The 23,454-nt window shown below is 55.7% G+C and carries 16 protein-coding genes and 1 tRNA gene; 12 read left to right on the top strand and 5 right to left on the bottom strand.

Features of this window, described 5'->3' with window-relative positions:
* Nucleotides 1-5: 5 nt before the first annotated feature.
* The 5 genes from H6650_22330 (at nt 6) to H6650_22350 (ending at nt 10,485) form a co-directional block, all read left to right on the top strand.
* On the top strand, nt 6-1,319 hold the full coding sequence (locus H6650_22330; protein MCB8954751.1) for a GAF domain-containing protein: 1,314 nt from the start codon (nt 6-8) through the stop codon (nt 1,317-1,319).
* Between the two features lie 35 nt (nt 1,320-1,354).
* Nucleotides 1,355-2,257, top strand: coding sequence for a substrate-binding domain-containing protein (locus H6650_22335; protein MCB8954752.1), 903 nt, complete (start codon nt 1,355-1,357; stop codon nt 2,255-2,257).
* Nucleotides 2,258-2,746: 489 nt separating this feature from the next.
* Nucleotides 2,747-6,508, top strand: a complete 3,762-nt coding sequence (locus H6650_22340) for a GAF domain-containing protein (GenBank protein MCB8954753.1) — start codon at nt 2,747-2,749, stop codon at nt 6,506-6,508.
* 35 nt (nt 6,509-6,543) lie between these two features.
* Nucleotides 6,544-9,930, top strand: a complete 3,387-nt coding sequence (locus tag H6650_22345) for a GAF domain-containing protein (protein ID MCB8954754.1) — start codon at nt 6,544-6,546, stop codon at nt 9,928-9,930.
* A 168-nt stretch (nt 9,931-10,098) separates the two neighbouring features.
* Nucleotides 10,099-10,485, top strand: a complete 387-nt coding sequence (locus H6650_22350; protein MCB8954755.1) for a response regulator — start codon at nt 10,099-10,101, stop codon at nt 10,483-10,485.
* Nucleotides 10,486-10,714: 229 nt separating this feature from the next.
* Here H6650_22350 and H6650_22355 read toward each other — a convergent pair whose 3' ends face one another.
* Entirely contained in the window at nt 10,715-11,971 is a 1,257-nt protein-coding gene (locus H6650_22355; protein MCB8954756.1) for an SAM-dependent methyltransferase, read from the bottom strand.
* Between the two features lie 82 nt (nt 11,972-12,053).
* Entirely contained in the window at nt 12,054-12,872 is an 819-nt protein-coding gene (locus H6650_22360) for a PD-(D/E)XK nuclease family protein (protein ID MCB8954757.1), read from the bottom strand.
* A gap of 126 nt (nt 12,873-12,998) precedes the next feature.
* Here H6650_22360 and minC point away from each other — a divergent pair, with 126 nt between their 5' ends.
* The 7 genes from minC to H6650_22395 all read left to right on the top strand — a co-directional run bounded on the left by minC (nt 12,999) and on the right by H6650_22395 (nt 19,416).
* The gene (gene minC / locus H6650_22365) at nt 12,999-13,712 is read left to right on the top strand and encodes a septum site-determining protein MinC (GenBank protein ID MCB8954758.1); all 714 of its coding nucleotides are present in this window, start codon (nt 12,999-13,001) and stop codon (nt 13,710-13,712) included.
* Nucleotides 13,713-13,869: 157 nt separating this feature from the next.
* Complete coding sequence (gene minD, locus H6650_22370; GenBank protein MCB8954759.1) at nt 13,870-14,673, top strand: septum site-determining protein MinD; 804 nt, start codon at nt 13,870-13,872, stop codon at nt 14,671-14,673.
* Between the two features lie 72 nt (nt 14,674-14,745).
* Entirely contained in the window at nt 14,746-15,018 is a 273-nt protein-coding gene (gene minE / locus H6650_22375) for a cell division topological specificity factor MinE (protein ID MCB8954760.1), read from the top strand.
* Nucleotides 15,019-15,026: 8 nt separating this feature from the next.
* Nucleotides 15,027-16,127 (top strand): rod shape-determining protein RodA, encoded by a 1,101-nt coding sequence (locus tag H6650_22380; GenBank protein ID MCB8954761.1) that lies wholly within the window; start codon nt 15,027-15,029, stop codon nt 16,125-16,127.
* Between the two features lie 73 nt (nt 16,128-16,200).
* Nucleotides 16,201-17,700, top strand: a complete 1,500-nt coding sequence (locus H6650_22385; protein MCB8954762.1) for a glutamate--tRNA ligase — start codon at nt 16,201-16,203, stop codon at nt 17,698-17,700.
* Nucleotides 17,701-17,809: 109 nt separating this feature from the next.
* Nucleotides 17,810-17,880 (top strand) — tRNA-Gln (locus tag H6650_22390).
* Between the two features lie 231 nt (nt 17,881-18,111).
* A complete protein-coding gene (locus H6650_22395; protein ID MCB8954763.1) occupies nt 18,112-19,416 on the top strand; it encodes a hypothetical protein in 1,305 nt (434 codons plus the stop codon).
* Nucleotides 19,417-19,580: 164 nt separating this feature from the next.
* Here H6650_22395 and H6650_22400 read toward each other — a convergent pair whose 3' ends face one another.
* The 3 genes from H6650_22400 to H6650_22410 all read right to left on the bottom strand — a co-directional run.
* Complete coding sequence (locus tag H6650_22400) at nt 19,581-21,101, bottom strand: nucleotidyltransferase (GenBank protein MCB8954764.1); 1,521 nt, start codon at nt 21,099-21,101, stop codon at nt 19,581-19,583.
* Nucleotides 21,102-21,106: 5 nt separating this feature from the next.
* Nucleotides 21,107-22,237, bottom strand: a complete 1,131-nt coding sequence (locus tag H6650_22405; GenBank protein ID MCB8954765.1) for an HNH endonuclease — start codon at nt 22,235-22,237, stop codon at nt 21,107-21,109.
* 105 nt (nt 22,238-22,342) lie between these two features.
* The coding region (locus tag H6650_22410; protein MCB8954766.1) for a hypothetical protein at nt 22,343-23,454 on the bottom strand (1,112 nt) is incomplete at its 5' end.

Raw genomic sequence — 23,454 nt, forward strand, 5'->3', positions numbered from 1 at the left:
AACCGATGCTTGACCGGCTCAAAGAGTTTGTCGCCCCGCCCCCTTACGAAGACGCGCGCGACCAGCGCACCGCCAACCTTCTCAACACCTTAGCCTGGGTCACGCTGCTGATGGCCTTGCTCTCCACCATCGTCGGCGTTGTTGTCGCTCGCCCCACCATCATCAATCTCTTCCTACGCACCCTGCCCATTATTCTTTGCCTCGTCGCCACTCTTTGGGCCATACGCACCTATCGCCTGCGCCTTGCCAGTTTCATTTTCGTCTATCCCCTGTGGATAGTCCTCCTCTTGCTCTCCTTCATCGGCGGTGGCATCCGTTCGCCCACCTTCAACAGCCTGGTCATTATCATCATGATCGCCAGTTTCGTCCTCGGCGGGCAATATGGCATACAGGTCACCATTCTCACCATCTTTGTTGGCGGACTGATGGTCATGGCGGAATATCAAGGATGGCTGCCGGCATCCCAATTCGCCACCCCGCCCTTCGTTTACTGGCTGGCGATTGCCGCGGGTCTCATCACCGTCACCACCCTCTTCTCTCTCTTCATCCGCAACTTTGAGCAAAGCATGGAACAGGTCCACGAATCCAATCAAAAATTGCGGCAAATACAACAGCAGCAAGAGTACCGTATTCAAGAACGCACCCGGGCGCTGCAACTGGCGGCGGACGTCAGCCGCCAGCTTTCCACCATTCTCAACCAACCCGACCTGATCGGCGCAGTTGTGCATCAGGTACAAATCGCCTTCAACTATTATCACGTACATATCTACCTGCTGGACGACGCCCAACAGAGCCTGATAATGGCTGGAGGAACGGGCACGGCCGGGCAAACGCTGCTGAAAAACCGTCACGCCGTGCCCGTTGGCCACGGGCTTGTGGGCACGGCGGCGCAAAGTCGCCAGCCCGTACTGGTTCCGGACGTTTTCGCGGACGCCCGCTGGCAATCCAACCCCTTGCTGCCGGAAACACGCGCCGAAGCAGCCGTGCCTATCCTCATTGGGGGCCAGCTCAGCGGCATCCTCGATGTACAGCAAAACGTGCGCGATGGTCTGTCTCAAAGCGACGTGGACCTGCTGCAATTAATCGCCAGCCAGGTGGCAATCGGCTTGCAAAACGCGCATTCCTATGAGGTTGCCCGGTCACAGGCCGCGTATGAACGGCGCATCAATGCGATTGAGCGAAAAATCCAGCAAGCCCATACGATTGAAGAAGTGCTGGCTGTAGCCGCCACGGAATTGGGACAGGTTCTTAACGCGCGGCAGGCGTCCGTTCTCCTGAACGCCATGCCCGTCGCCAAAAGTCAAATAGAAGTGAGGTAGTCTTGTTAATCCTAAAAGTCCGCTATTTTGTTCTGATGATACTGGCGTTGTTTGTTCTCGGCGCCTGCAACGTTACAAACGAAACCCCGGAAGAGACGCCGACGTCTGCCGCTCCCCCGCCGGTGACCATTGGCCTGCTGCTCTCGAACCGGCAAAATCCGTTTTTTGCCGCGCTGCAACAAGGGGCGCAGGAGGCGGCCACTCGCGGTGGAGCGACATTGATTGTGGAGGATGCGCAGGATGACGCACAAAAGCAGGCGGAACAGATTGAGGCGTTGATCAGGCGCCCGGTGAGCGCGCTGCTCATCAATCCGGTGAATGGGGAAGCCCTGCAAGCGGTATTGGGGGAAGCGGCAAATGCCGGCATTCCCGTCTTCACCGTAGACAGGAGCATTGACAGCCCAAACATCGTCGCTCATATCGCCTCCGACAACGTCTCCGGCGGCGAAATGGCCGGCAGCTACCTGGCGGAAATCATCAACCAGAAAGGGCGCGTCGTCGAATTGCAAGGCATCCTCAGCACGTCCGCCGCCCAGGACCGCGGGCGCGGCTTCAACAACGTGATCACCATCTACCCCAATATCCAGCTTGTTGCCCAGGAAACCGCGAACTTTAATCGAGCCGAGGGACATGACGTATTTGCCGGCATTCTCGCCAACAACGACCAGATCGACGCCGTCTTTGCCCAAAACGACGAAATGATCCTGGGCGCAATCGACGCCGCCAAGGAAGCAGGCCGCGCCGACCGGATCGTGTTTGTCGGTTTTGACGCCATTGACGACGCCATTACCGCCCTGGAAAACGGCGAATTATCCGCCACCATCGCGCAGCAGCCCAAAGAAATGGGTCGGCTCGGTGTGGAAAGCGCCATGGAGTACCTCGGCGGTGAGGACGTCTCCTCCTTCATCGCGGTTGATCTGGCCCTCATCACACGTTAGTGGCTGTCCATGATGGCTTGTCAGTAACCGTCCGTAAAAAGTGTGAAGTTATCTTCGGACGCTACAAGTGGTCCATAGGTAGTTGCCATCAGTCACAAGAGCCGCTACCAGGTGAAAAGAGACGTATTCGCAATTCGTTTCTCGTAAGTGGCTATCCGCAATTAAGTTAGCGGAAATGTGCGGACAGCTTGTCAGTAACCGTCCGTAAAAGGTAAGGTATGAAGTTGTTTTCGGACGGTTACTAAGGCTTTTTCGGAAGTAACTATTCACGTCTCCGAGAGATTGGACCAATTTTGTAGACATCAATAAGATTCAACCAGAGCAAATTGGTCCAATCTGGGCAGATGACCTGTATAGTCACTTTCGGAATTTGAATGATCTGATTCCATACCGAAAAAGTCTCAGGCCAATCGAGAAAATCGCATCTTTCCCGGATCGATATTTTTCTGGATTGGCCTGAACCGTTCGTCTCGATTCCAGGAAACAATCATGAGATTCAATCTATCTCTAGGACAGCGCATCAGTCTCGTCTTTCTGGTCATTATTGGCCTGGTCGTGGTCACCAGCGCCCTGGGACTCTCGTTCACCTCCTCCGCGCGCTCCACGGTGAATACCACCCTGGACGGCGTGCAGCAGGTGCAGCGCGCGGCGGAACTATCCAACAACTGGTCAAACATCGTCAGTACCCTGGACAACATGCTGCTCTCCCGCCGCACGAACCTGATCGCGCAAAGCCTGGACCGGCAAACGGCCGACTTTTCTATTCGCCTCACGGAACTAAACAACCTGAAGTTTGCCGCGCAAACCCCTCTGGGTGACAGCCGCATCGCCAACATCAATTCCCTCGTCCTCCTCGGCAACCAACTCCTGCGCACCGTGCGCGAGGTGGAACTGCTGGCGCAGCAAGGGCGCTGGGCCAGAGGCCAGACCCTGCGACACACGGAACTGGCCTCGCTGCAACGCCGTCTGGAAGAAAGCCTGGACACGTTTCGCCAGAACACGCAAACCACCGTGGACGAGGCTGTCGCGGAATCCGTGCGCGTGCAGGCCGCCACGAACAACTACTGGAGCATCGCTGCCCTGCTGACGGTGGGCGCGGGTCTGGTGCTGGGTCTGGTCGTCACACGCAGCATCACCAATCCCGTGCGCACCCTCATTGAACAGACACAGCGCGTGGCGCAACGTGATTTTAGTTACGCCACGCCGCTGCCACACCGGGATGAAATTGGCGAGCTTTCCCGCGCTTTCGCGCAAATGACGGCGTGGCTGCGTGAATCATACGAAGAATTGGAGCAGCGCGTAGCCGAGCGTACCCGCGACCTGACCCTGGCCGCGGAAGTGGGGCGTTCGCTCTCGCAGGTGCGCGAACTGGACACGCTGCTGGCGGAAGCCGTAGCCCTGATTCGCGCGCGTTTTGACCTGTACTACACGCAGGTCTATTTGCTGGACCAGAATCGGCAGTCGCTCACGTTGCATGCCGGCACGGGCCTGATCGGGACGGAGTTGGTACGGCGCGGCCATCGTCTGCCGGTTGGTTCTTCGTCAATCAACGGGCAAGCCGTGTTGGAACAACGCGCCATTATCGTGGCCAATACGCGGCAAAGTTCGTTGTTTCGTCCTAACCCGCTGCTGCCAGAAACGCGCGCGGAAATGGCCGTGCCGCTGATGGTGGGCGACGAGGTCGTGGGGGTGCTAGACCTGCAAAGCAATCGGGAAAACGCGCTCACGGAGGAAAGTCTGCCGGCATTTGCCACCCTCGCCGGTCAGTTGGCCATCACCATTCAAAACGCCCGCCTCTTCTCCCAAACCAGCACCATTCGCCACCAGGCGGAAGCAGAAGCCGGGCGTCTCACTCGCGCCGGCTGGCAGCAATTCCTGAATGCCATTGAGCGCCGCGAATTCATGGGGTATCGCTATTCCGCCGAAGGCACGGAACCCTTGCTGGCCCCCATCACCACAACCGCCAGCAAAAACAGCACCACCACCCCTATCCTCCTCACCAACGAACCAATTGGCGCAATCGTCGTTGACGCAGACACCGACACAGCCTGGTCCCCGGAGCAGGAAACATTGCTGCGCACGGTGGCGGACCAGGTGGCCCAGCGCGTAGACAACCTGCGCCTGCTGGCGGAAGCCCGCCGCTTCCAGGAAGAATCGCAAGCGGCGAACCGCCGCCTGACGGCAAGCGCATGGTCGGCATTCGTCGGAGATCGGCAGCGCACCGCGGGCGATGGCCAGTTGCCAGGCTACGTCTATCAACAAGGCCGGGTACAGCCAATGATCGCGGAGGACGCAGTCAACGGGGATTCCGTCATGGCGCGGCAAGCTTTGGTCGTACGGGAACAAGAAGTGGGGGTGCTGGAAATCGCCGGCGACTCCCACGCCTCTCCCCACGCCGACGACCTTATCCAGGGTGTCGCCCGCCAGCTCAGCAGCCATTTGGAAAACCTGCGCCTGACTCAAGAAACGCAAGAAGCACTCGACGAAACGGAAAAACTATATAACCTCAGCAGCGAACTGAACAAAGCGCGCACCTACGACGAAGTCCTTGACGTCCTCTACACCCACACCATCCTCGGCAACAATGCGCAAAATATCAGTCTCAACTTCTTTGACCGCCCCTGGGTGGAGCACCAACGCCCCGAATGGAGCCGCGTCCTGGCCCGCCGCAGCACACTTCCTGCCGGCACGGTACTGGAAACCTACCGCTTGAGCGATTTCCCTTCCGCCTTTGAGATTATTCACCCCGATCGCCCCACCATCATCCAGGACGTACGTCAGGAACCCGGACTGGACCCCAACGTGCGCGCGCTCTACGCCAATCGCTTTGGCGCAGTGAGCACCCTGTTCGCGCCCCTGGTGGTCGCGGGAGAATGGATCGGCTACCTAAACGCCATCTACCAACAGCCAACCCGCTTCCCTGAACGAGATGTGCGTGTTCTCATGTCTCTGGCCAGGCAGGCAGCCGTGGCCGTGCAAAACATCCACAGCCGCGAACTGGCGGAACAGCGCGCGCGAGAAATGCAGGCGCGCAACCAGGAACTGGCCCTGGTCAATCGCGTCGTTTCCGCCGTCGGTTCCTCGTTGGACCTGAACCAGAATCTGCAAACAATTGCCCACGAGCTAGTGGACTCCCTCAACATGGAGCACGTCGGCATTTCCTTGTTGAATACGGCCGGCACTGCCCTTGTCGTGCTGGCGGATGCTTCTCGAGACCTGAACGACACCAGCGCCATCGGCACCGTATTTGAACTGGAGGGCAACGAGCTATCCCAGCAAGTGCTGCGCACGCATCGCCCCGCGATCGTCACCGACGCGCAGAACAATCCGCTTACCGCCCCGGTGCATGACGTAATGCGCTGGCGACGCACGGAAACGTTGATTCTGTATCCGCTTTTTGCCGGCAACGACATCATTGGCACACTCGGAATGGACATCGCCGAAAAGGACCGCACCTTCAGCGCCGACGAGTCGCAGTTAGTGGAAACCATCATCTTTCAGATTTCCACGGCCATCAAGCAATCACAGTTGTTCGCGCAGCTTCAGGACGCCCTGGCGGAAACGGACATCCTCTACCAGGTCAGCCGCCGCCTCAACGCCGCCGCCTCTCTCAAAGACATCCTGCATATCATGTCCGCGCCCGAGATTATGCCCGGCGTGAAACGGATCACCCTCTCCGCCATCGAATTGGATGAGGAAGGGGCGCCCCAATTCGCCACCGTACGTGACACCTGGCGTGCCCCCGACTTCGCCGGAGAAACGTCAAACCCCGGCTACCGCTTCAACGTACGCAAAATGGATTACTTCCGTCATTGGTTCAAAGGCCAGGATACGCCGCTGTTCATCGGCAATGTACACGATGATGCGCGCATGAACCCGTTGACGCGCCGTATTTATCACGACATGCACGCCCTCGCCCTGATTCCCCTGAAATTGGGGCCGCGTTGGCTCGGTCTGCTCGACCTGAACTGGACGGAGCCGCGCGAATTTAGCGAGAAGGACCTGCGTCTCTACAGTTCCACGGGAACGCAGGTCGCTATTGCCATCTCCAACCAGCAGCTTCTGCAGGAAGCGCAAAGCCGCGCCCGGCGAGAACGCATTCTGCGCGAGGTGACCGCCCGGGTACGTAATGCCACGGACGTGAATTCGGTGCTGCGGTTGGCGGCGCAGGAAGTAGGCAAGGCGTTGGGTCGAGAGACGTTCATTTATCTAAATCAGGAAAGTGTAGGGCAGCAGGATAGCGCGACGTAAGCGTCACGGCATATCCCACCACAGGCGAATATCCCATGCAAGACGAAGACCACCTGTTTCGACTCCTGTTTGAATCCAGCCACGAACCCACGTTGATCGCCCGCCCGGACAAGATTATTGCCGGCAATCAACGCGCCCTCGCCACCTTCAACTGCCAGAACCAGGAAATGCTCATTGGGCATCCCCTCGCCCACTTTGCCGCCACCCCCCCCGCCGCCAGCCTGCTGCAAACCATGTTTGGGGAAGCGCAGGCAGGCCAGAGCGCCCAATTTAGCTGGCGTGCCCGCTGCGCCCAGGGAAAAAGCTTCCCCGTCCGCCTCACCTTCACCCGCCTGCCCATCCCGGACGATCTCCTCTTCCGCATTGACGTGCAGCCGGAACCCATAGACCTCCCCCCGCTCCACTATCGCTTCATCATAGACAACGTCGGCGACGTTTTCGCCCGCTACACGCCGGATGGTGTCTTCCAATACATCTCCGCCAGCAGCCCAGACGTCTTAGGCTACGAACCCGTCGAACTCATTGGCCGCTCCATCTACGACTTTTTCCATCCCGACGATCTAGAACAGGTGCAGGCCGCCCACCTGTCCATGACCCTGAACGACGAAGTCAACCGCGTCACCTATCGCTTCCGTCGTCCCGACGGCACGTTTGCCTGGATGGAGTCGCGCGGGCGTGGCATTCGCCACCCGGAAACGGGCAAACTCGTGGAAATCATCGCCACAACCCGCGACATTGACGTGCAAAAGAAGACGGAAGCGACGCTGCGCTACCAGACAGAATCCCTCACGGCCATCAACCGCATCGCCGATGCCCTCTACAGCGCCCAACACGTGGACGTCGTCGTGCAGCAAGCGTTGGAATCGATTGCGTCCTATGCCCGCGCCACCGTTGGCGTGCTCTTTGCGGTCAATGAAACGGATGGCACGCTGCAACTGCTGGCGCAGCACAATCTGAACACGCCTTTTCCCCCGGCAGGGGAAAGATTACCCTTGATAAACGAAATCTTTAGCGTTGCCGTCCAGCGCCGCGCCATTGTCACCAGTCATGATCTGGCGCACGAGCCACACCTGGAAAACTTCTTAAAGCATGCGCTGGCGCAGCAAGGCGCGCAGGACCTGGTTTCCATCCCTATCCTGTTTCAAGACCAGGTGCTGGGGGTCATTAACCTGGCGTTTGCCACGGCGCGGACCACCACGGCGGCAGAGCGCGAAACGCTGCTGGCTATTGGTAAGACCGTGGGCGTTGCTCTGTCTAACGCGCGTTTTATGGCGCAACTGCAGGCGGAAATCGGCGAACGTGAGCAACTGGAAGCAAGCATCCGTGAATCGTTGCAGCGCCAGAGCAATCAGGTGCAATTAACAACCTGGATCAGTCAGGAAATCGCCCACGCCACCGACCTGGACACGCTAAATCGGCGCGTGGTCGATCTCGTGCAGGAACAATTCGATTTCTATCACACCCAACTGTTCCGCATCGATCCGGTGCAAGGTCTTGCCTTGCTCAGCGTCGGTTATGGTCCGGTTGGGGATGAAATGCTCGCCCGCCACCATGCGCTGCCGTTGGGCACGGGCCTGGTCGGCACAGCCGCCGCCACCGGTCGCTCCGTGCTACGCCCGGACGTCACCGACGACCCACAATGGCGACCAAATGATTTGTTACCGCAAACACGCGGCGAATTGGCCGTTCCGATCTCCTTTGGCGATACCGTTCTGGGCGTGTTGGACGTACAAAGCAGCCGCGCCGGACAGTTAACCGAAGAAGACGGGATTGTTCTTGAAGGTCTTTGCGGCCAGATTGCCAACGCCATTGAAAGCACCCGCCTGCGTCAGAGTCTGGAAGAGCAGGTGCGCGAACTCCGCACCCTCCAACGCCTCATGAGCCGCGAAGGGTGGCACTCCTACCAGACAGGCCATGGAGACACCCCCTCTGGGTACCTCTTCGACAAGGAAAATGTACAACCACTCCCACAGACGCCGTTCGCTGCCGGCAACGACAGCCCTTTCCACGACGACGTACCCGGCTTTATACGCCCCATCACCGTCCGCGGCGAAGTCATTGGCACGATGGGCGTGACCGCCGACGCGGACACCCCCATCAACGCCGAAGAGCAGGAACTGCTGGACGCCATCTCGCGCCAGGTGGCTGAAGCGTTGGAGACAGCCCGGCTGTTGGAAACAACCCAACGCCGCGCCGTCGAACTGGAAACCGTGGCTCGCCTCAGCACCGCCGCCTCCACTATCCTGGATATTGACAACCTGCTGCAAACTGTCGTAGAACTGACACGCTCCAACTTCAATCTGTACACTACCGATGTGATTCTCTACGACGAAGACAGAAACGAATTGGTACTGGCAGCCGCGTCTGGGCCAAACGCCGCCGCCTTCATGAAACAGGCGATGTCCATCCCGCTTGAACATGAACACTCCATCATTGCCCGCGCCGCCCGCACGCGCCAGGGCGTCTTGGTCAATGACGTGCTGGCACAGCCCGACTTCCTCACGCACCCGCTCCTATCCGACACCCGTGCCGAGTTGGCCGTCCCCATGATCGCCAGCAATCGCCTCTTAGGCATCCTCGACCTGCAAGCGGACGCGCGCGATTTCTTTACCGCCGAAGACCTGCAGGTATTTGCCGTCCTGGCGGCGCAAGTAGCCGTTGCCCTGCAAAACGCCTTGCTCTACCAGGAGCAGTTGGAAACGGCGCAGAAACTGCGTGAAGTTGAACATCTCAAATCCCAATTCCTGGCAAACATGAGCCACGAACTGCGCACGCCGCTGAACTCGATCATTGGCTTCTCCGATGTTATTCTGGAAGGGCTGGATGGTCCTATGACGCCGCGTATGGAAGAAGATGTGCGCATTATCCGCAACAGCGGGCGACATCTACGCGAACTCATTGGCGAGATTCTGGATATGTCCAAGATTGAAGCGGGTATGATGCAACTGCGCTACGAACCGGTGGACATTTCAAACCTGGTGCAAGAAGTCATCCACACGTCGGCCCCACTGGCGACGCAACGTAAGCTGGAACTACGCCTGGAAATGCCGGCACATCTGTCCCCGGTCCAGGCCGACCCCACGCGCGTGCGCCAGATTTTGCTTAACCTGCTGGGCAACGCCATCAAATTCACCGATGAAGGTTGGGTGTGCGTGCAGGTGGATGACCAGGGCGATCAGGTGATATTCCGCGTGGTGGATACCGGTATTGGCATTGAGGAAGACAAAATCCCCATCGTCTTTGAAGAATTCCGCCAGGTAGATGGCAGCCTGACGCGGAAATCAGGCGGCACCGGCCTGGGCGTGCCCATCAGCCGCCGCCTGGTAGAATTGCACGGTGGGCAGATTGGCGTAGAGAGCCAGATCAATCAAGGTAGTACGTTCTGGTTTACGTTGCCACGCCAGGCGAATCCTAAATCTTAAAGGTTCTGGAGACCTTCAGGTTTGGCGTTTCTTACTCAGCATTTCTTGAGCAATCAACCATTTTGCGGTAAAGTAGTGATTATTCGCAACTCCTAAGTCAAATTGGTCCAATCTCCAGAAAGCGTTAGTCGTTACGATTATTCGAAATCTTTCATCCCAGGCAAAAATATGATGACATCCGCTCCCAAACGTGTTCTATGCGTGGAAGACAATCCCACCAATTTGCTCCTTATATCCCGCATCGTGGAAGCGGAAAACATGGAACTGCTCATCGCCGCCGACGGCCATGCGGCGCGCGAGCTTCTGACGCGAGAGATTCCCGACGTTATCCTCATGGACATCAACATTCCGGGCATCAGCGGCCTGGATTTGACGCGCATGATTCGGGAAGACGAGGCTATTTCGCACATCCCCATCATCGCCACTACCGCCAACGTGCTGGTCGGGGATCGGGAGCGGTGCATTGAGGCGGGCTGCAACGATTATATGCCTAAGCCACTGGACATTCGCAGAGTACGCAGCCTGCTGCGTTATTACACGAACGCACGGCAGTAGGCGGCGTTTGCGGACACCCGTTTCGCGCCAGCACACTACGGCGTAAACAGGCCAACAGGCATCTTCTCAAAAAAGGGGGGGACTGTTGGTTGAGCCTGTCGAAACCAATGGCCTTCGATAAGTTCAGGCTGCGTTTCCCCCAAGATATTGAGGATTTACGCCGACAGTTCCCTGATGCGCTATCCGCTGTTTACACTCTGGTGAAAACCCGTCAAACTATAGGGTTATTTTAGCCGTCCTGTACAAGCAACTGACTGTTTTCGGTCGATTGTTTCCAGGCGACCGGCTCCCCCACCAACACAGTTGGCTCTCCGATAACGTGTGTCAGGAAAATAAAACGGTGGCGGCTGCCACGCAGGCGTAGTTGCTGCCGCAGAGCCTCCGTCTGCAAAGGCGAACCGCGCTTCTTGATCGTCACCTGCCCTATGTCATGCTGACGCAAGTAGTGGCGCAGCCGTTTTAACTGGAAGGGGAATGCGGCTTCCAGGCGGAAGGCACGCGCAAAGGGCGTAGGTTGGTGGTGAGGAGCGGTGAGGTAGGCAATGTCGGGGTCGATCTGGCTGGCCTCTAGCTGCCGCGCCAGGGTTGTCACCAAATGAGCGCGGATGATGGCGGCGTCTGGTTCGTAGAGGAATGTTTGTGGGGCGGAGAGGGGGGCGGTGGGGGGTTCGTCGGGGGCGCTGCTGAGGGAAATGCCGGCAGGCAGCAAAGTAGCGCGACGATCAGCACCCTGGCGCAAGTCGCCCAACCAGAGGACAGCCTCGCGCAGTTCACCGTCAACGGAAATGAATTCGACTTCGGTTTGTGCCGGCATTTCCCCATAATCCAGCCCCGGACTCACCTTCACCCCCATGTGCGGCACAGCCCGCCGCCACTGCGTCAAAACCGCCGTCACCGGTGGGCGGTACTGCGCCAGATGATACACCCGCTCCCCACGCTCATCGCGGCGCGCCGGATCAAAAAAGATCGCCCGTGGCCTGGGCTGCCCCCGTCCCGCCAGCAGCGACGGTGACAACGCCAGCACATCCGCACACGTGCCACGAAAGACCCCTTCCCCCTCATAGACGGCCACATTATGCGCGGCCATCGCCAGCCGCACCTCGTCCTCGTCCACCCCGATGACGTGCCCGCCCGCCGCCAACGCCAGCGCATCCCCGCCAATGCCACAGCACAAATCCAGCACCGTCGTCAATCCCGCCGCCGCGTAACGCCCGGCGCGGTAGCGGGCCACCACCTCCGCCGAAGCCTGCTCCAACGCCTCGCGCGTGAAAAACATGTGGTCGGCGCGGCTGAACTTGGCCGCCGCCCGCCGCCGCAGCAGTGCCGTTTCCAACAGCGCCTGCGCCCACGCCGGCTCCACCTCCTGGCGCAGACGGCTGGCCCACGCCAGGTGCGTTTGCGGCGAGAGGTCCGCCCCCGCCAGTTCCGCCAGCCAACGTTCGCCCACGGGCGTCTGGAGAAAGCGAAACGCCTGCAGATCCATCACGCCGCTCTGTCCTGAAAATAGACGACAAATGTCTCAAACCAACTTTGACAGGGATACGCCCGGCCAAGACTTTTGTCGTCTTTCATCCGACGTCAGGCTCCAAATGAGGGGGCGCGGCGTCTTCCTCCGGCTCCAGGTCCTCGACGGCGGCGCGGGTGGCAGCCAATGGGACCACCTGCTGCCGCCCGCAGTAGGCGCGGAAGGCACAAATGGCGCACTCTTGCAGATTGTCCGTGAGCGGCCAGACCGCTTCCGTCGCTTCGATCTGCGCCGCCAGCGCCGTCACCTGAGCGGAAAGATTCGCCCAATTCTCGGCGTGCTGCCGCCGGCTGTAGCCCAGCGTCACGGAAGCGGCGGGGTCGGTGGCGTACCAGTAGGTGATGCGCACATGATCGGGGTTGATGGGACCGTCCGCGCCCAGAGCGGTGGCGCCTTCCGTAACCATCGCCAGGTAGAGCAAGGTCTGCAAATCGTCGCGTAGCACGGCGGCTGTGCGCGGGCGCGCCTCGGTCTTCCAGTCGAAAATGTGCGCCCCGTCTCCGGTGAGAACAAGGAGGTCGAAGCGCCCGGTGAGGAAGTGCGGCCCGATGGGGACGGTGAGGGTGTATTCGGTAAGGCGTTTGCCTGCCGGCATTTCCGGTCCCGATTGCCGAAAGGCGCGCCACCAGAGTGATAGTTTTTCGTCGGGAATGCCGGCATCCTCCGCAAACGGAGGCAGACCCAAATAATAACGCTCCACCAGGCGATGAAACGCCTCCCCCCGCTCCAGAGCCATCTGCAACGGCAGCGCCCGCGGCGCGGCAGGCCACGCCAACCGCTGCAAATAGCGCAGTTGAAAGCGCCGCCGACAGGCAGCAAACGTTGACAAACGATAGCGGCTGAGAAGCAAACGGTCCGGCATGACACAAGTGTAAGCAGAGAGCGCATCATTTGCAACATACCCATAGTTGTTGTATTATCTCAACAAAACTATTCACAGTGCGACGCGCTGGTGCAGTGTGTCGCGTCTCGTTTGTGGCAGTACAAGGTGATGAATTCAGGTCCGCAAGTAAGCATCAAGGGCGTGCGCGAAGGTCTGTTGGTGACAATAGCCGGCGGCGATTACGACAACGTCCGGCAAGAATTGGCGCAAACGGTCGCGGAAAAAGGCAGCTTCTTGCGCGGCAGCCAGATCATCCTCTCCGTCGGTTCCTTATCTCTGGATACGGCGCAAGTGGCGGCAATGCAGGCCATTTTTGCCGCGGAAAAGATGGAGGTCTGGGGCATTCTCACGGAAAGCGAAGCGACGAAAGAGGCGGCGCGCGAGTTGGGTCTGGCGACGCGGCTCTCCGGTAGTCAGACGGACCTGGATGGAAAGGCGTTGACCGGAGAGGATGAACCTGTTGTGGCGAATAATGCCGGCAACTACGCCTTGGTACTCAGGGAAACGCTGCGTTCCGGACGCGCCATTACGCACAACGGCCACGTCGTCATCGTGGGAGACGTGAACCCAGGCGCGCAGATAATTGCCGCTGGCGATGTGATGGTTTGGGGACGGCTGCGCGGCCTGGTTCACGCGGGCGCGTTCGGCGACCACGGGGCCATGATTTGCGCTCTGGAACTCAGCCCGATGCAGCTCCGTATCGCCGACCAGATCGCCATCTCCCCAGACGACGGCATACGTCGCGCCGTTCCGGAGCGTGCCTTGATTCGGGACGGTCAGATTGTGGCCGAACCGTGGAACCGACGCGCCGCGGAATAGCAGCGCTTGGTTCTCCCCAAGATTGGTTCATTCTTGGAGAATGAACCAATCTGAATAGCCCGTTGCCTGAGCCTGCCGCAGGCAATATGGGTGGCAACAAGCTCAGCCCACGAGAGGGTTGGCTATTACGCCAGTCTTTAGAACTTGAGGAAACTTCATGAGTGCACGGGTAATTACAATCACTTCTGGCAAAGGGGGCGTAGGCAAAACAACCGTGACGGCAAACCTGGCGGCGGCGCTGGCGGCGACCGGGAAGCAGGTTGTGGCGCTTGACGCGGACATCGGGCTGCGCAACCTGGACGTGGTCATGGGGCTGGAAAACCGTATCGTCTACGATCTGGTGGATGTGGTGGAAGGGCGCTGCCGCCTGCGCCAGGCGATGATCAAGGACAAGCGATTGCCGGGTCTGTACCTGATTCCGGCGGCGCAAACGCGGGATAAGATGGCCGTCAGTCCCTCGGATATGGTGGTGGTGTGTGACCAACTGCGCCCGGAAATGGACTTTATCGTGATTGACTCGCCTGCCGGCATTGAACGCGGATTTCGTAACGCCGTGGCCCCCGCCGATGAGGTCCTCATCGTCACCAACCCGGAAATCTCCGCCGTGCGCGACGCCGACCGCATCATTGGCCTGTTGGAAGCGGAAGAAAAAGGGCCGGGCAAGCTGATCGTCAATCGTCTCAAACCAGACATGGTCTCCCGTGGAGACATGCTCTCCGTGGGCGACATTTTGGATATTCTGGCCATTGACCTGATCGGCGTGGTTCCCGAAGATGAAGCCATCCTCATTTCCACCAATCGCGGCGCACCCGTCAGCATGAACGGGCATAACGGCAGCAACGCCAGCCAGGCATTCCATAATATCGCGCAGCGGCTAATGGGCAATGACGTACCCTTCCTTGACCTGAATCGCAAAGATGGGTTCTTCGAGCGGCTGGCAAACTGGTTGGGCGGGCGATAAACGGCGGCGGCATGGCAGGAAAGCCGCGGGATCGGACATTTTCGCGGCGGGGGACCCGAAGGCAGGTAAGGAATGAGCTGGATAAGCCGTCTCTTGGGCAAAGAAGAAAAAAGCAGCGCCGTGGCTAAGAATCGCCTGAAAATGGTGCTGCAACACGACCGTAACGACATCTCCCCTGGTTTGATCGAACTGATCAAGGATGATATTATCCAGGTGATTGCCCGGCATCTGGCAATTGAACCGGATAAGGTGGAAGTGAATCTGACACAGACGGCAACGGAAAGCCGTCTGGTGGCGGAGATTCCTTTGGATGGTAAGCGGCGGCCCACCTCGCCCCAGGCCTAGACGACAACATGAGTAAGACCTCCGTCTGGCGGCACTTCGACCTGTGGTTGGCGGCCGCCATTGTGCTTTTAACGGCATTTGGTATTTTGATCCAGAAGAGCGCGGTCACGGGCGCGCCCGACCTGGAACCGTTACCGAACCGTCAGATATTGTGGGCAATTGCCGGCATCACCGCCATGCTCATCATCTCCGCTATTGACTACCGCATCCTCACCGCCGGTCACTGGTACATTTACCTCGGCCTTGTCGCCTCCCTCCTCCTCGTCGTCCTCATCGGCCAGATCAACAACGAAGCGCGCCGCTGGTTTGACTTCGGCTTCTTCCAATTGCAGCCCTCCGAATTTGGCCGCATCTTCATCGCCCTCACCTTTGCCCAATTCCTGGGGCAGCGGCTGCGCCTGATGAACCGCTTCTCCAACACCATCCTGTCCCTCATCTACATCGCCCTGCCCATTGGCCTCATCTTCATCGAACCCGACCTGGGCATGTCCATCCTCTACTTCATCATGTGGTTCGTCATGATCTGGATGGCCGGCCTGCCCCTCTCCCACTTCGCCATTTTGGGCAGCACCGGACTGGTCGGCGCACTCCTCGTCGTCCCCCGTCTGGCCCCCTACCAGCAGGAACGCCTGCTGGCCTTCGTCAACCCGGAAGCCGTCCCCGAACAAGCCTTCAACGTCAACCAGGCCCTCATCGCCATCGGCTCCGGCGGACCCTTTGGCAAAGGGTACTTCCAGGGCACGCAGAGCCAGCTTGGTTTCCTACGGGTACAGCACACCGACTTCATCTTCGCCGTGCTGGTGGAAGAGTTCGGTTTCGTCTTCGGCGCGTTACTCGTGGTGGGCCTGATGGGCTTCATCTTGCAGCGTATTCTCAGAGTGGCCTCCATGACGCGCGATCCCGCCGGACGGCTGGCCTGCGTGGGAATTGCCGGCGTCCTTTTCTTCCAAACCGTCGTCAGCATCGGCATGAACCTGCGCATCCTGCCCGTCACGGGCCTCACGCTGCCCTTCGTCAGCTACGGCGGCAGCTCCCTGCTCACCTGGTACATGGCCATGGGCGTAGTACAGTCCATCCGCATGCGCCACCGCAAACAAGAATTCGGTTAAGGCATTTCACCCTGGCGCAATGCGCCTGTCACCGACCCTTCATCATTCCGCATTGCGCCCATCACACAGAAACATGACGCCTGTTCGCCTCCGCTTTGCCCCCAGTCCCACAGGTTACTTGCACATCGGCAGCGTCTGGACCGCGCTGTTTGGCTGGATGTATGCCCGCCGCTGTCAAGGCCAGTTCATCCTGCGCATTGAAGATACCGACACCAAACGCACCGTCGAGGGCGCAACCGACTATTTGATGGAAGGGCTGCGCTGGTTCGGCATTGATTGGGACGAAGGGCCGGACATCGGCGGACCCTACGGTCCCTACACGCAAACGGAGCGCGCCCCGCTCTATCAGCACTGGGCGCACTGGTTGGTGGAGCAGGGGCACGCCTACAAATGTTTCGCCACGGAAGAGGAGCTAAAGCAAATTCGCGCCGACCTGGAGGCGAAGGGAGACCATTCCGGCTATGACCGGCGGTATCGGGATATGCCGCCGCAAGAGGCGGACGCGCTGGCGGCGGCGGGCAAGCCATATGCCATTCGCTTGAAGATGCCCCTCAGCGGGCAAACGATCATGCCCGACCTGCTGCGCGGGGACGTGGTCTTTGAAAATCAGCAGTTTACGGATTATGTATTGCTCAAATCCAGCGGCCTGCCCACCTACCACCTGGCGCACGTTATTGACGACCATTTTATGCGCATCACGCACGTGACGCGGGGCATTGAGTGGTTGAGTACGGCTCCCATCCACATCCAGCTATGGCGCGCCTTCGGCTGGGAAATGCCCATCTACGTGCATCTGCCCGTGATCCTCAGCCCCAGTGGGAAGGGGAAATTGAGCAAGCGAGACCACGCCTTTCTGGAAAGCGGGGAGCGCATCTATGTGCGTGCGGACGAGTTCCGCGAAGCGGGGTATTTGCCCGCCGCGTTGGTGAACTTTTTGGCGACCATCGGCTGGTCGTTCGGCAACGATGTGGAGAAGTTCACACTGGACGAGGCGCTGGCCCGTTTTGACTTGAAAGACCTCAGTCCTTCGCCGACGAAGTTGCCGTACAGTAAGCTGGACTGGCTCAATGGGCAGTATATCCAGGAGATGTCGCCGCGGGCGCTGGCGCAAGCTGTGCTGCCGTTCTTGCAAGAGGCCGGGTATGAGGGTGAAGCGGAGGATTTGTTGGGGGTAATGCCGGCAATGTCCGTGCGCCTGAAGAAACTATCCGAAGCCGTAGACTTCCTCCGCTTCCTCTTCGAGAAGGAACCGCTCACCCTCACCGTGCGCGACCTGACGCACAAGCAAATGGGGCCTGCCGCTTCATTGCAGGCATTCCGCGAGGCGCGCGATTTCCTGGCCGCGGCGGAGCCATTCGACCTGCCCACCATTGACGCCGGGCTACGCCGCATCGGCGAACGCGCCACCAGCAACGGCAAGGCCGGCCCCTTCCTGGGCACGGCCCGCCTGGCCATCACCCGCCAACAAGTCTCTCCCCCCCTGTTTGAATCCATCCTCGCCCTGGGACGCCCGCGCACCCTGCGCCGCCTGGACGAAGTCATCGCCCTCCTCGCCCACAGCGCGTCTGCCTAGTCGGGCGAAGAGAACACAAAAGTCTTCTGACTTTTGTGTTCTGCTCTGTGATGAGCATTCAAGCGTATTTGCCAAAACAACAGGGTGATGGCATAATAGCGGCCATCCTTGAGGGATAGTTTAACGGTAGAACAGCGGACTCTGACTCCGTCAGTCGTGGTTCGAATCCACGTCCCTCAGCTTGACCACAGCCCCAAATGTGGTCAAAGTTAATGTGCAGATGCACGTTGTTGTATGGGACGTGGGCCGTGCGTGCCACCCTGACACGGGCCACACGAAGACTAAAAGCCATCAATCAGGCTTGTGATTGGTGGCTTTTTGCTTTAGGTAAGGGTTATTGCTGAAAGGGCGAAGCAATATATCCTAACAATTAATAGCCATTGAACTGAAGCGACCAGAACAACGAGAGTAGTGAAAAAAATGATACATTATCAACAACAATGGATTGAGATACTAGACCGACAGTACGACCTGGTGTGTGGATGCCCACAAGCAGATTTTTGGTGGGAATTAAATCAATTTTTAGACTCTTTAGTTGGTAGCGAACCTTTCCAGCCGTATGTGGCCCACTTACAACGGGAGTTTTCAGATTGGTTACAGGAGTATAGAGATTCGCTCACCAACGAAGTTGAATCTGCTACACGTATTCGCCTAGAGTTGGCGAATGGGTGGCCTACTACTGATGACAGCACCTTTTCACCTCCAGAATTAGTTGATCCCATGCAAGTCGATTCACAACATTCCTATTTTCAAAGCTTGGCATATTTCGACCATATCGTCACAAGAGTGCAATCTAATGGCGTGACGATTTGGACGGAGAACGCTGGTGAGTCAGACCATACCGAAGCTGCCATCCTAATTCGAGTATTGCGGGAAAAACTAACCCAGTTGTCTGATGAACAAAGACCAGAAAGGCTCTTTCTGCAATTGATGGGCCTAGAAGAATCCCACAGTTATCAACGCAACAGGTTTTTGGCTGAATTCCGGGTTTGGGCTCCAGCTGCATTGGCTAAATTGCTGGAAATAAGAGAAAGGATTTATCCTATCCCGAGAGAATTCAACAGCATGGAGGATTTTTCAAACGAGGTGTTTGGTCGTTTTATGCAACCAATTGTACAGCCGTTACCTGACATTGAATCCTGCAAAATGTATTTGCGGCGGGTATATGAACGGATTCGTGCGGATTTCGGTTCTCATTTGGCGCATTACGAACTAGTTCAACGATACAAAGCCCGCTGCATGTTTTATGATCGTGAGCGGATAACTGGATTGATAGGGACCGCAAGTGGGCAGCTTGAAGATGCTTTAACTAGAGACCTGGCTTTGTATCTGTTTGACAACGGAGTCTCTACTTTTTACAGATTCATGCAAGGCGTTCACGAATATGACTTAATTGCCCCCTCCATTGCTGTCGAAGCCAAGCAGTACGATGACGCCCAGAGCCGAGGATACCTCATTAAAGGTGTCTCTCAATTCCATAGCTACGCAAACGGGTTAGAGACGGATACAAGCAATGTGCGGGAACTTTACTACGTGATTTTCCGATTAGGTGGACCACTTTATGATTGGCCGAAAGAGATCAGAATGAACAGGTGGACGATTTATCCTATTATCATTGACTTGGGACAAAGCAGAATAAGTGGCAGAAGACAGGAGCAGATCAGGCCAATTACAAGAGAAGAGATTCTTAACACGATGTCGGAAGACAAGGTGTAAGAAAGAAAACCCCCGCAGAAAATGGCAATAGTTTACGCAAGTCGAACTCAGGTGTAACCCTGGCGCGATTCACACAGAAGAGGAATGCTTGGCTTACATGGTGGGGAGCTTTTTTGCGCCGGGACGCAACCGCCTTAACAGTTCTGTGGCGCTCAAAACCATCACTACTTTACTATGTTTACAACAAATTCTCGACTACGTGCTATACAAACACCCCGCTTAACGACAAAGCATGTAATCCAATGCTTACCTTCGTAGAGGGTAGACTCTTTGCGAATCAGTTTTCCCTTCTTGCCAATAGTGCTGTCATAAAACCCACCTCGAAGCGCATCAGCCTCTTGTGCTTCACGACCTGTATTAACCACCTGCCAGTAGATTTCATACGGCTTTTTTATGTTGTGAATTGCCGCAAATTCCAGCGCTCTGTGTTTACTCATTGGTTCTCCACTTAGCACACGTTTCTTTCTAAAACCGTCTCTTATAACGAATGCTGACACATAAACGTTCTGGTCCAATCTCATATGCCATTTGGGGCTTTGCCTGTGTGCAACAGCAAATTGGTTGGGATTTCCCGAAATCCTCAGCAAGTCATAATTGCTGGATGCATCCAACTCGAAGATATTGTTACTCTGGAGCCCCTTAATAGCAGCATTCGTTGCATGTTCACCAAATTGTGATTGAAGATCAGCTTTGAGTGACACTACGTCATCTGCCGCAAATAACGATAAAATGTCTATCTCTATCTGAACAAGCCATTCAAGAAAGGCTTCTTTACGTGCCGGGTATTGTTCCCATTTGTCAGCAAAGTTTTCACGAGGGTCTGCCGGGTTGGACACCCAGAACACACCGTTTCTGTCCTCAATATAATCTTGCATTCCTGTAACGATGCTTAGCAAGGATTCATCAAGGTCGCTTTCATTCTGGTAAGCGCAGGCCGCAAGTGTGGTGATTAGGATTGAGATCGGCTTGTCTTCTGGTTCGCCTTTATAGGTAACGTCACGATGCCTCTTCAAAATCTGTATCGTTCTTTGTAGTGGTGTCTTTATTTTGTAGTCTGGAACGTCTTCAATGTTTGCTTTTAGTGCCTCTGCGAGTTCGCGTCGCATGATCTCCAATCTAACCCTCATACGCTCTCGAAACCATGCAGCATAACCCACTGGATTACTATGCGGCCAATCCGTCGTTATCGATCCATAATTGGACAATTGATTATCCGTGATTGCTATCACGTCATCTCGCAGGTTTTCGTCATCAGGAATCGCAGGAAGTACGTCAAGATGAAAATGAACTGGCTGATCGGCATAGTCCATACGCCAACTACGGCGACGTTCTTCAGGAGGGGAAGTCATATTCTGTGCTTTGGCATAGCTAATAAGTTCTTGCCCAATGAGTAGTTTTAAGCGTTTCTGGCTCATATTTAGCTTGGTGGCTTTAATTTTGCACACCAAGTCAATATCATACTCTTCTTCGTTTGTAGCAGGCTTGATCACAGTTCCTAAGCTGAAAGAACCTTGAGGAAAAATCTCAGGATCATAAATGGCTACCACAGAAGCAGGGCGGCTTAACCAGTCTCCAATGGCCTTATACCTGGTCTCCGCACGTTCGAAATGTGTTGCAGATATATCTAGCCAATCCGTCAGGTTTTGAAAGATTTTTCTCAGATCGTCGCTTGCTTTCTTATTCATAATGGTTATTGTGAAACAATCTCAAGAGTCCTAATAAAGCCTCCACTAGCCGAGTTCTGATCATAGATCCTTAACGGCATATCAGCTTTGGGCATCCAAACTCTGCCAATTTCCACTGCAATCGACACAGGTACTGCCGGAAAAATGTTGAGTAATGCATTTTGTCCGTGGATAAACTTGATTCTGTTCAGCAACTTGCGAAATGTTTCCCGGAACAACTGCAATTGGACACGCTTTTTCAAGAAGTCGTTGTAAGGTTCTTTGATGGCTAAAGTCCATATACACGTATCTTCTCCTAAGATAGAATAAATCCGGTGATTAGCGATATTAGCAGAGAGGGATATGTTTAGAGCCACGTTTGAACGCTTTTCGTTAAGACAATAAATCTCAAACGGAATGGTATCTTCCCCATCTTGCCATTTCCAATTATCTTCTGGTTCCTTTTGATGTTGATATACATCAATTGCCGATACGTCAGACAGTAGACGACCAAGTTCAATAAGAAGCGGTTGAGGGGCCAATGCAAAGACAGACAAATGGCTTATGTCGGTTGATAGCCGAGGCCTAACTTTATCTGTAAATTGTCTCTGTAAACTTTGTTGCTCGATCTCCCAATATCTTGATTCCTCATCAATGAAAGGGCTATTTCTTAGACTAAGCTCTATGGCAGTCTCTTCAGCAGGGAACTTGTGAGGAACCATAGCCTCAAACGACTTGCGCCAAGTAATACGCGCATTTAGTCTGCCGATATTTGCTCCATAGTGTAGAACGTGGCTTTGTTTGTCGTCTTCCAATGCAGTTAGGATTCTGACACGTTTCTCATGCCGCTTCTTCATGTCCTGAAGTCGTTCAACTGGATACCCCTTCTCATCTTCTTTGTCTACGAGGCGATGATGAGCATCACACAAAAGCATCAGATTTGAAAGATCACACTTCAAGCGTTCAGATAGTACCTTATGTCCACGAGGCCCACCTTCTTTGTCAGCAATAATATGGGCTATATAAGCTGTACTATATTTGGCTTTAGTTACCAAGTCCTGCCACAAAATCTTGTTGCACCCTTCATACTCGCATCTTCCTGCTGATTGAGCCCAAAGCGCATATTTTACTTTAGCTGGAATGTATGAAACTGACATTGGCAATTCTCCCAGATGGTAAAGGTACTCAAGGCCCTTTCAAAATCATTACCCTAAAGAGTATAATTTCTCGGGCTGTTGTCTTCTTTTTCTTTCGGTGCTTGTCTACCCACCACTGTTCGTTTGAGGAAACTCAATTCTAGCGCGTGCTAATTCCTCAGCAGTCTGAGCCTGAGCATCCGCTACCATTCTCTGAAGAAGCTCAATACGCTCAGATTCTAATTCACCATCCGCATAACTCTGCTCAAACAACAGCCTTATCTGACCGGTCCTGGTCATGAAGCCAATAAACGTTGCTTCAAGTGCAGCTTGCTGATTTAGAGAGCCTCTTATGTCATCAACCGATGCTTTCCAGAATTGAGTAACCATCCCCACTAAGGTCGTTGAAGCACTAAGAATTCCGCCGCTGACCCTATAACCAAGCTCATCCGACGTGACCAGGAGCCATAACCCAATCCCTACCAAAGCTAAACAGGCAACAAAGAATACTGATGTGAGGATATTTCGCAGTATTATGCTCCATTTGATTTGTCCAGTCATTTGGTCCCAACGCACAAGGCTTCTATCTTCAAGGCGCTGCAATCTCTCTGTATAATCGACAAGAGAATGTCTCTGTGATGGCGTTGCTATACCCTCGCCTAATCGGAAGAGTATTGCGTCTATGATGTCAGGATGCTCATCGTAGCTTGCCCGTATTCTTTGAAGAAAATCATCTCTATCAAGCCTTACTGCTACTCGTTCAGCCCTGTTCCTGGCCTCTGCGTCTTTGTCAAATACGATTGCGCAGAGTCTTTGCATGATGGTGTCTCGCAGTTGTGAACTTCGTTTGATCGTAGTTCTAAGAGCATTAGCTGTAGTTATATCGTCAAATCGGTTTGGCCTATTGGGATTACGTATCACTAGCTCATCAATTATGGCGCTAGCAAACGTGCGAACAAAATCTATGTTCTCCATCCATGTGTCACTAGGCTCGTCAAACGAAACCCGGTGCATTATTTCTTCCCCAACAACTGCTTCTGGATACTCTAACGCCCAAGCTAGCACCTTAGAAGCTGGAATGCCGATCTTAAAGATAGTGAACAGGACATCAAAAACTTCGGGCATTTTCGACTCTGAGAAGTAAGTATATAGCGTCTCTAGGGACGGTTCTCCTATCTCTTTCAGCACAATCAGCAGATCCCTCCTTTCATTTCCATTCTCTGTGTTTTCCAGTTCTT

This window comes from Ardenticatenales bacterium (assembly GCA_020634515.1).
In the GTDB taxonomy this organism is placed as follows: domain Bacteria; phylum Chloroflexota; class Anaerolineae; order Promineifilales; family Promineifilaceae; genus JAGVTM01.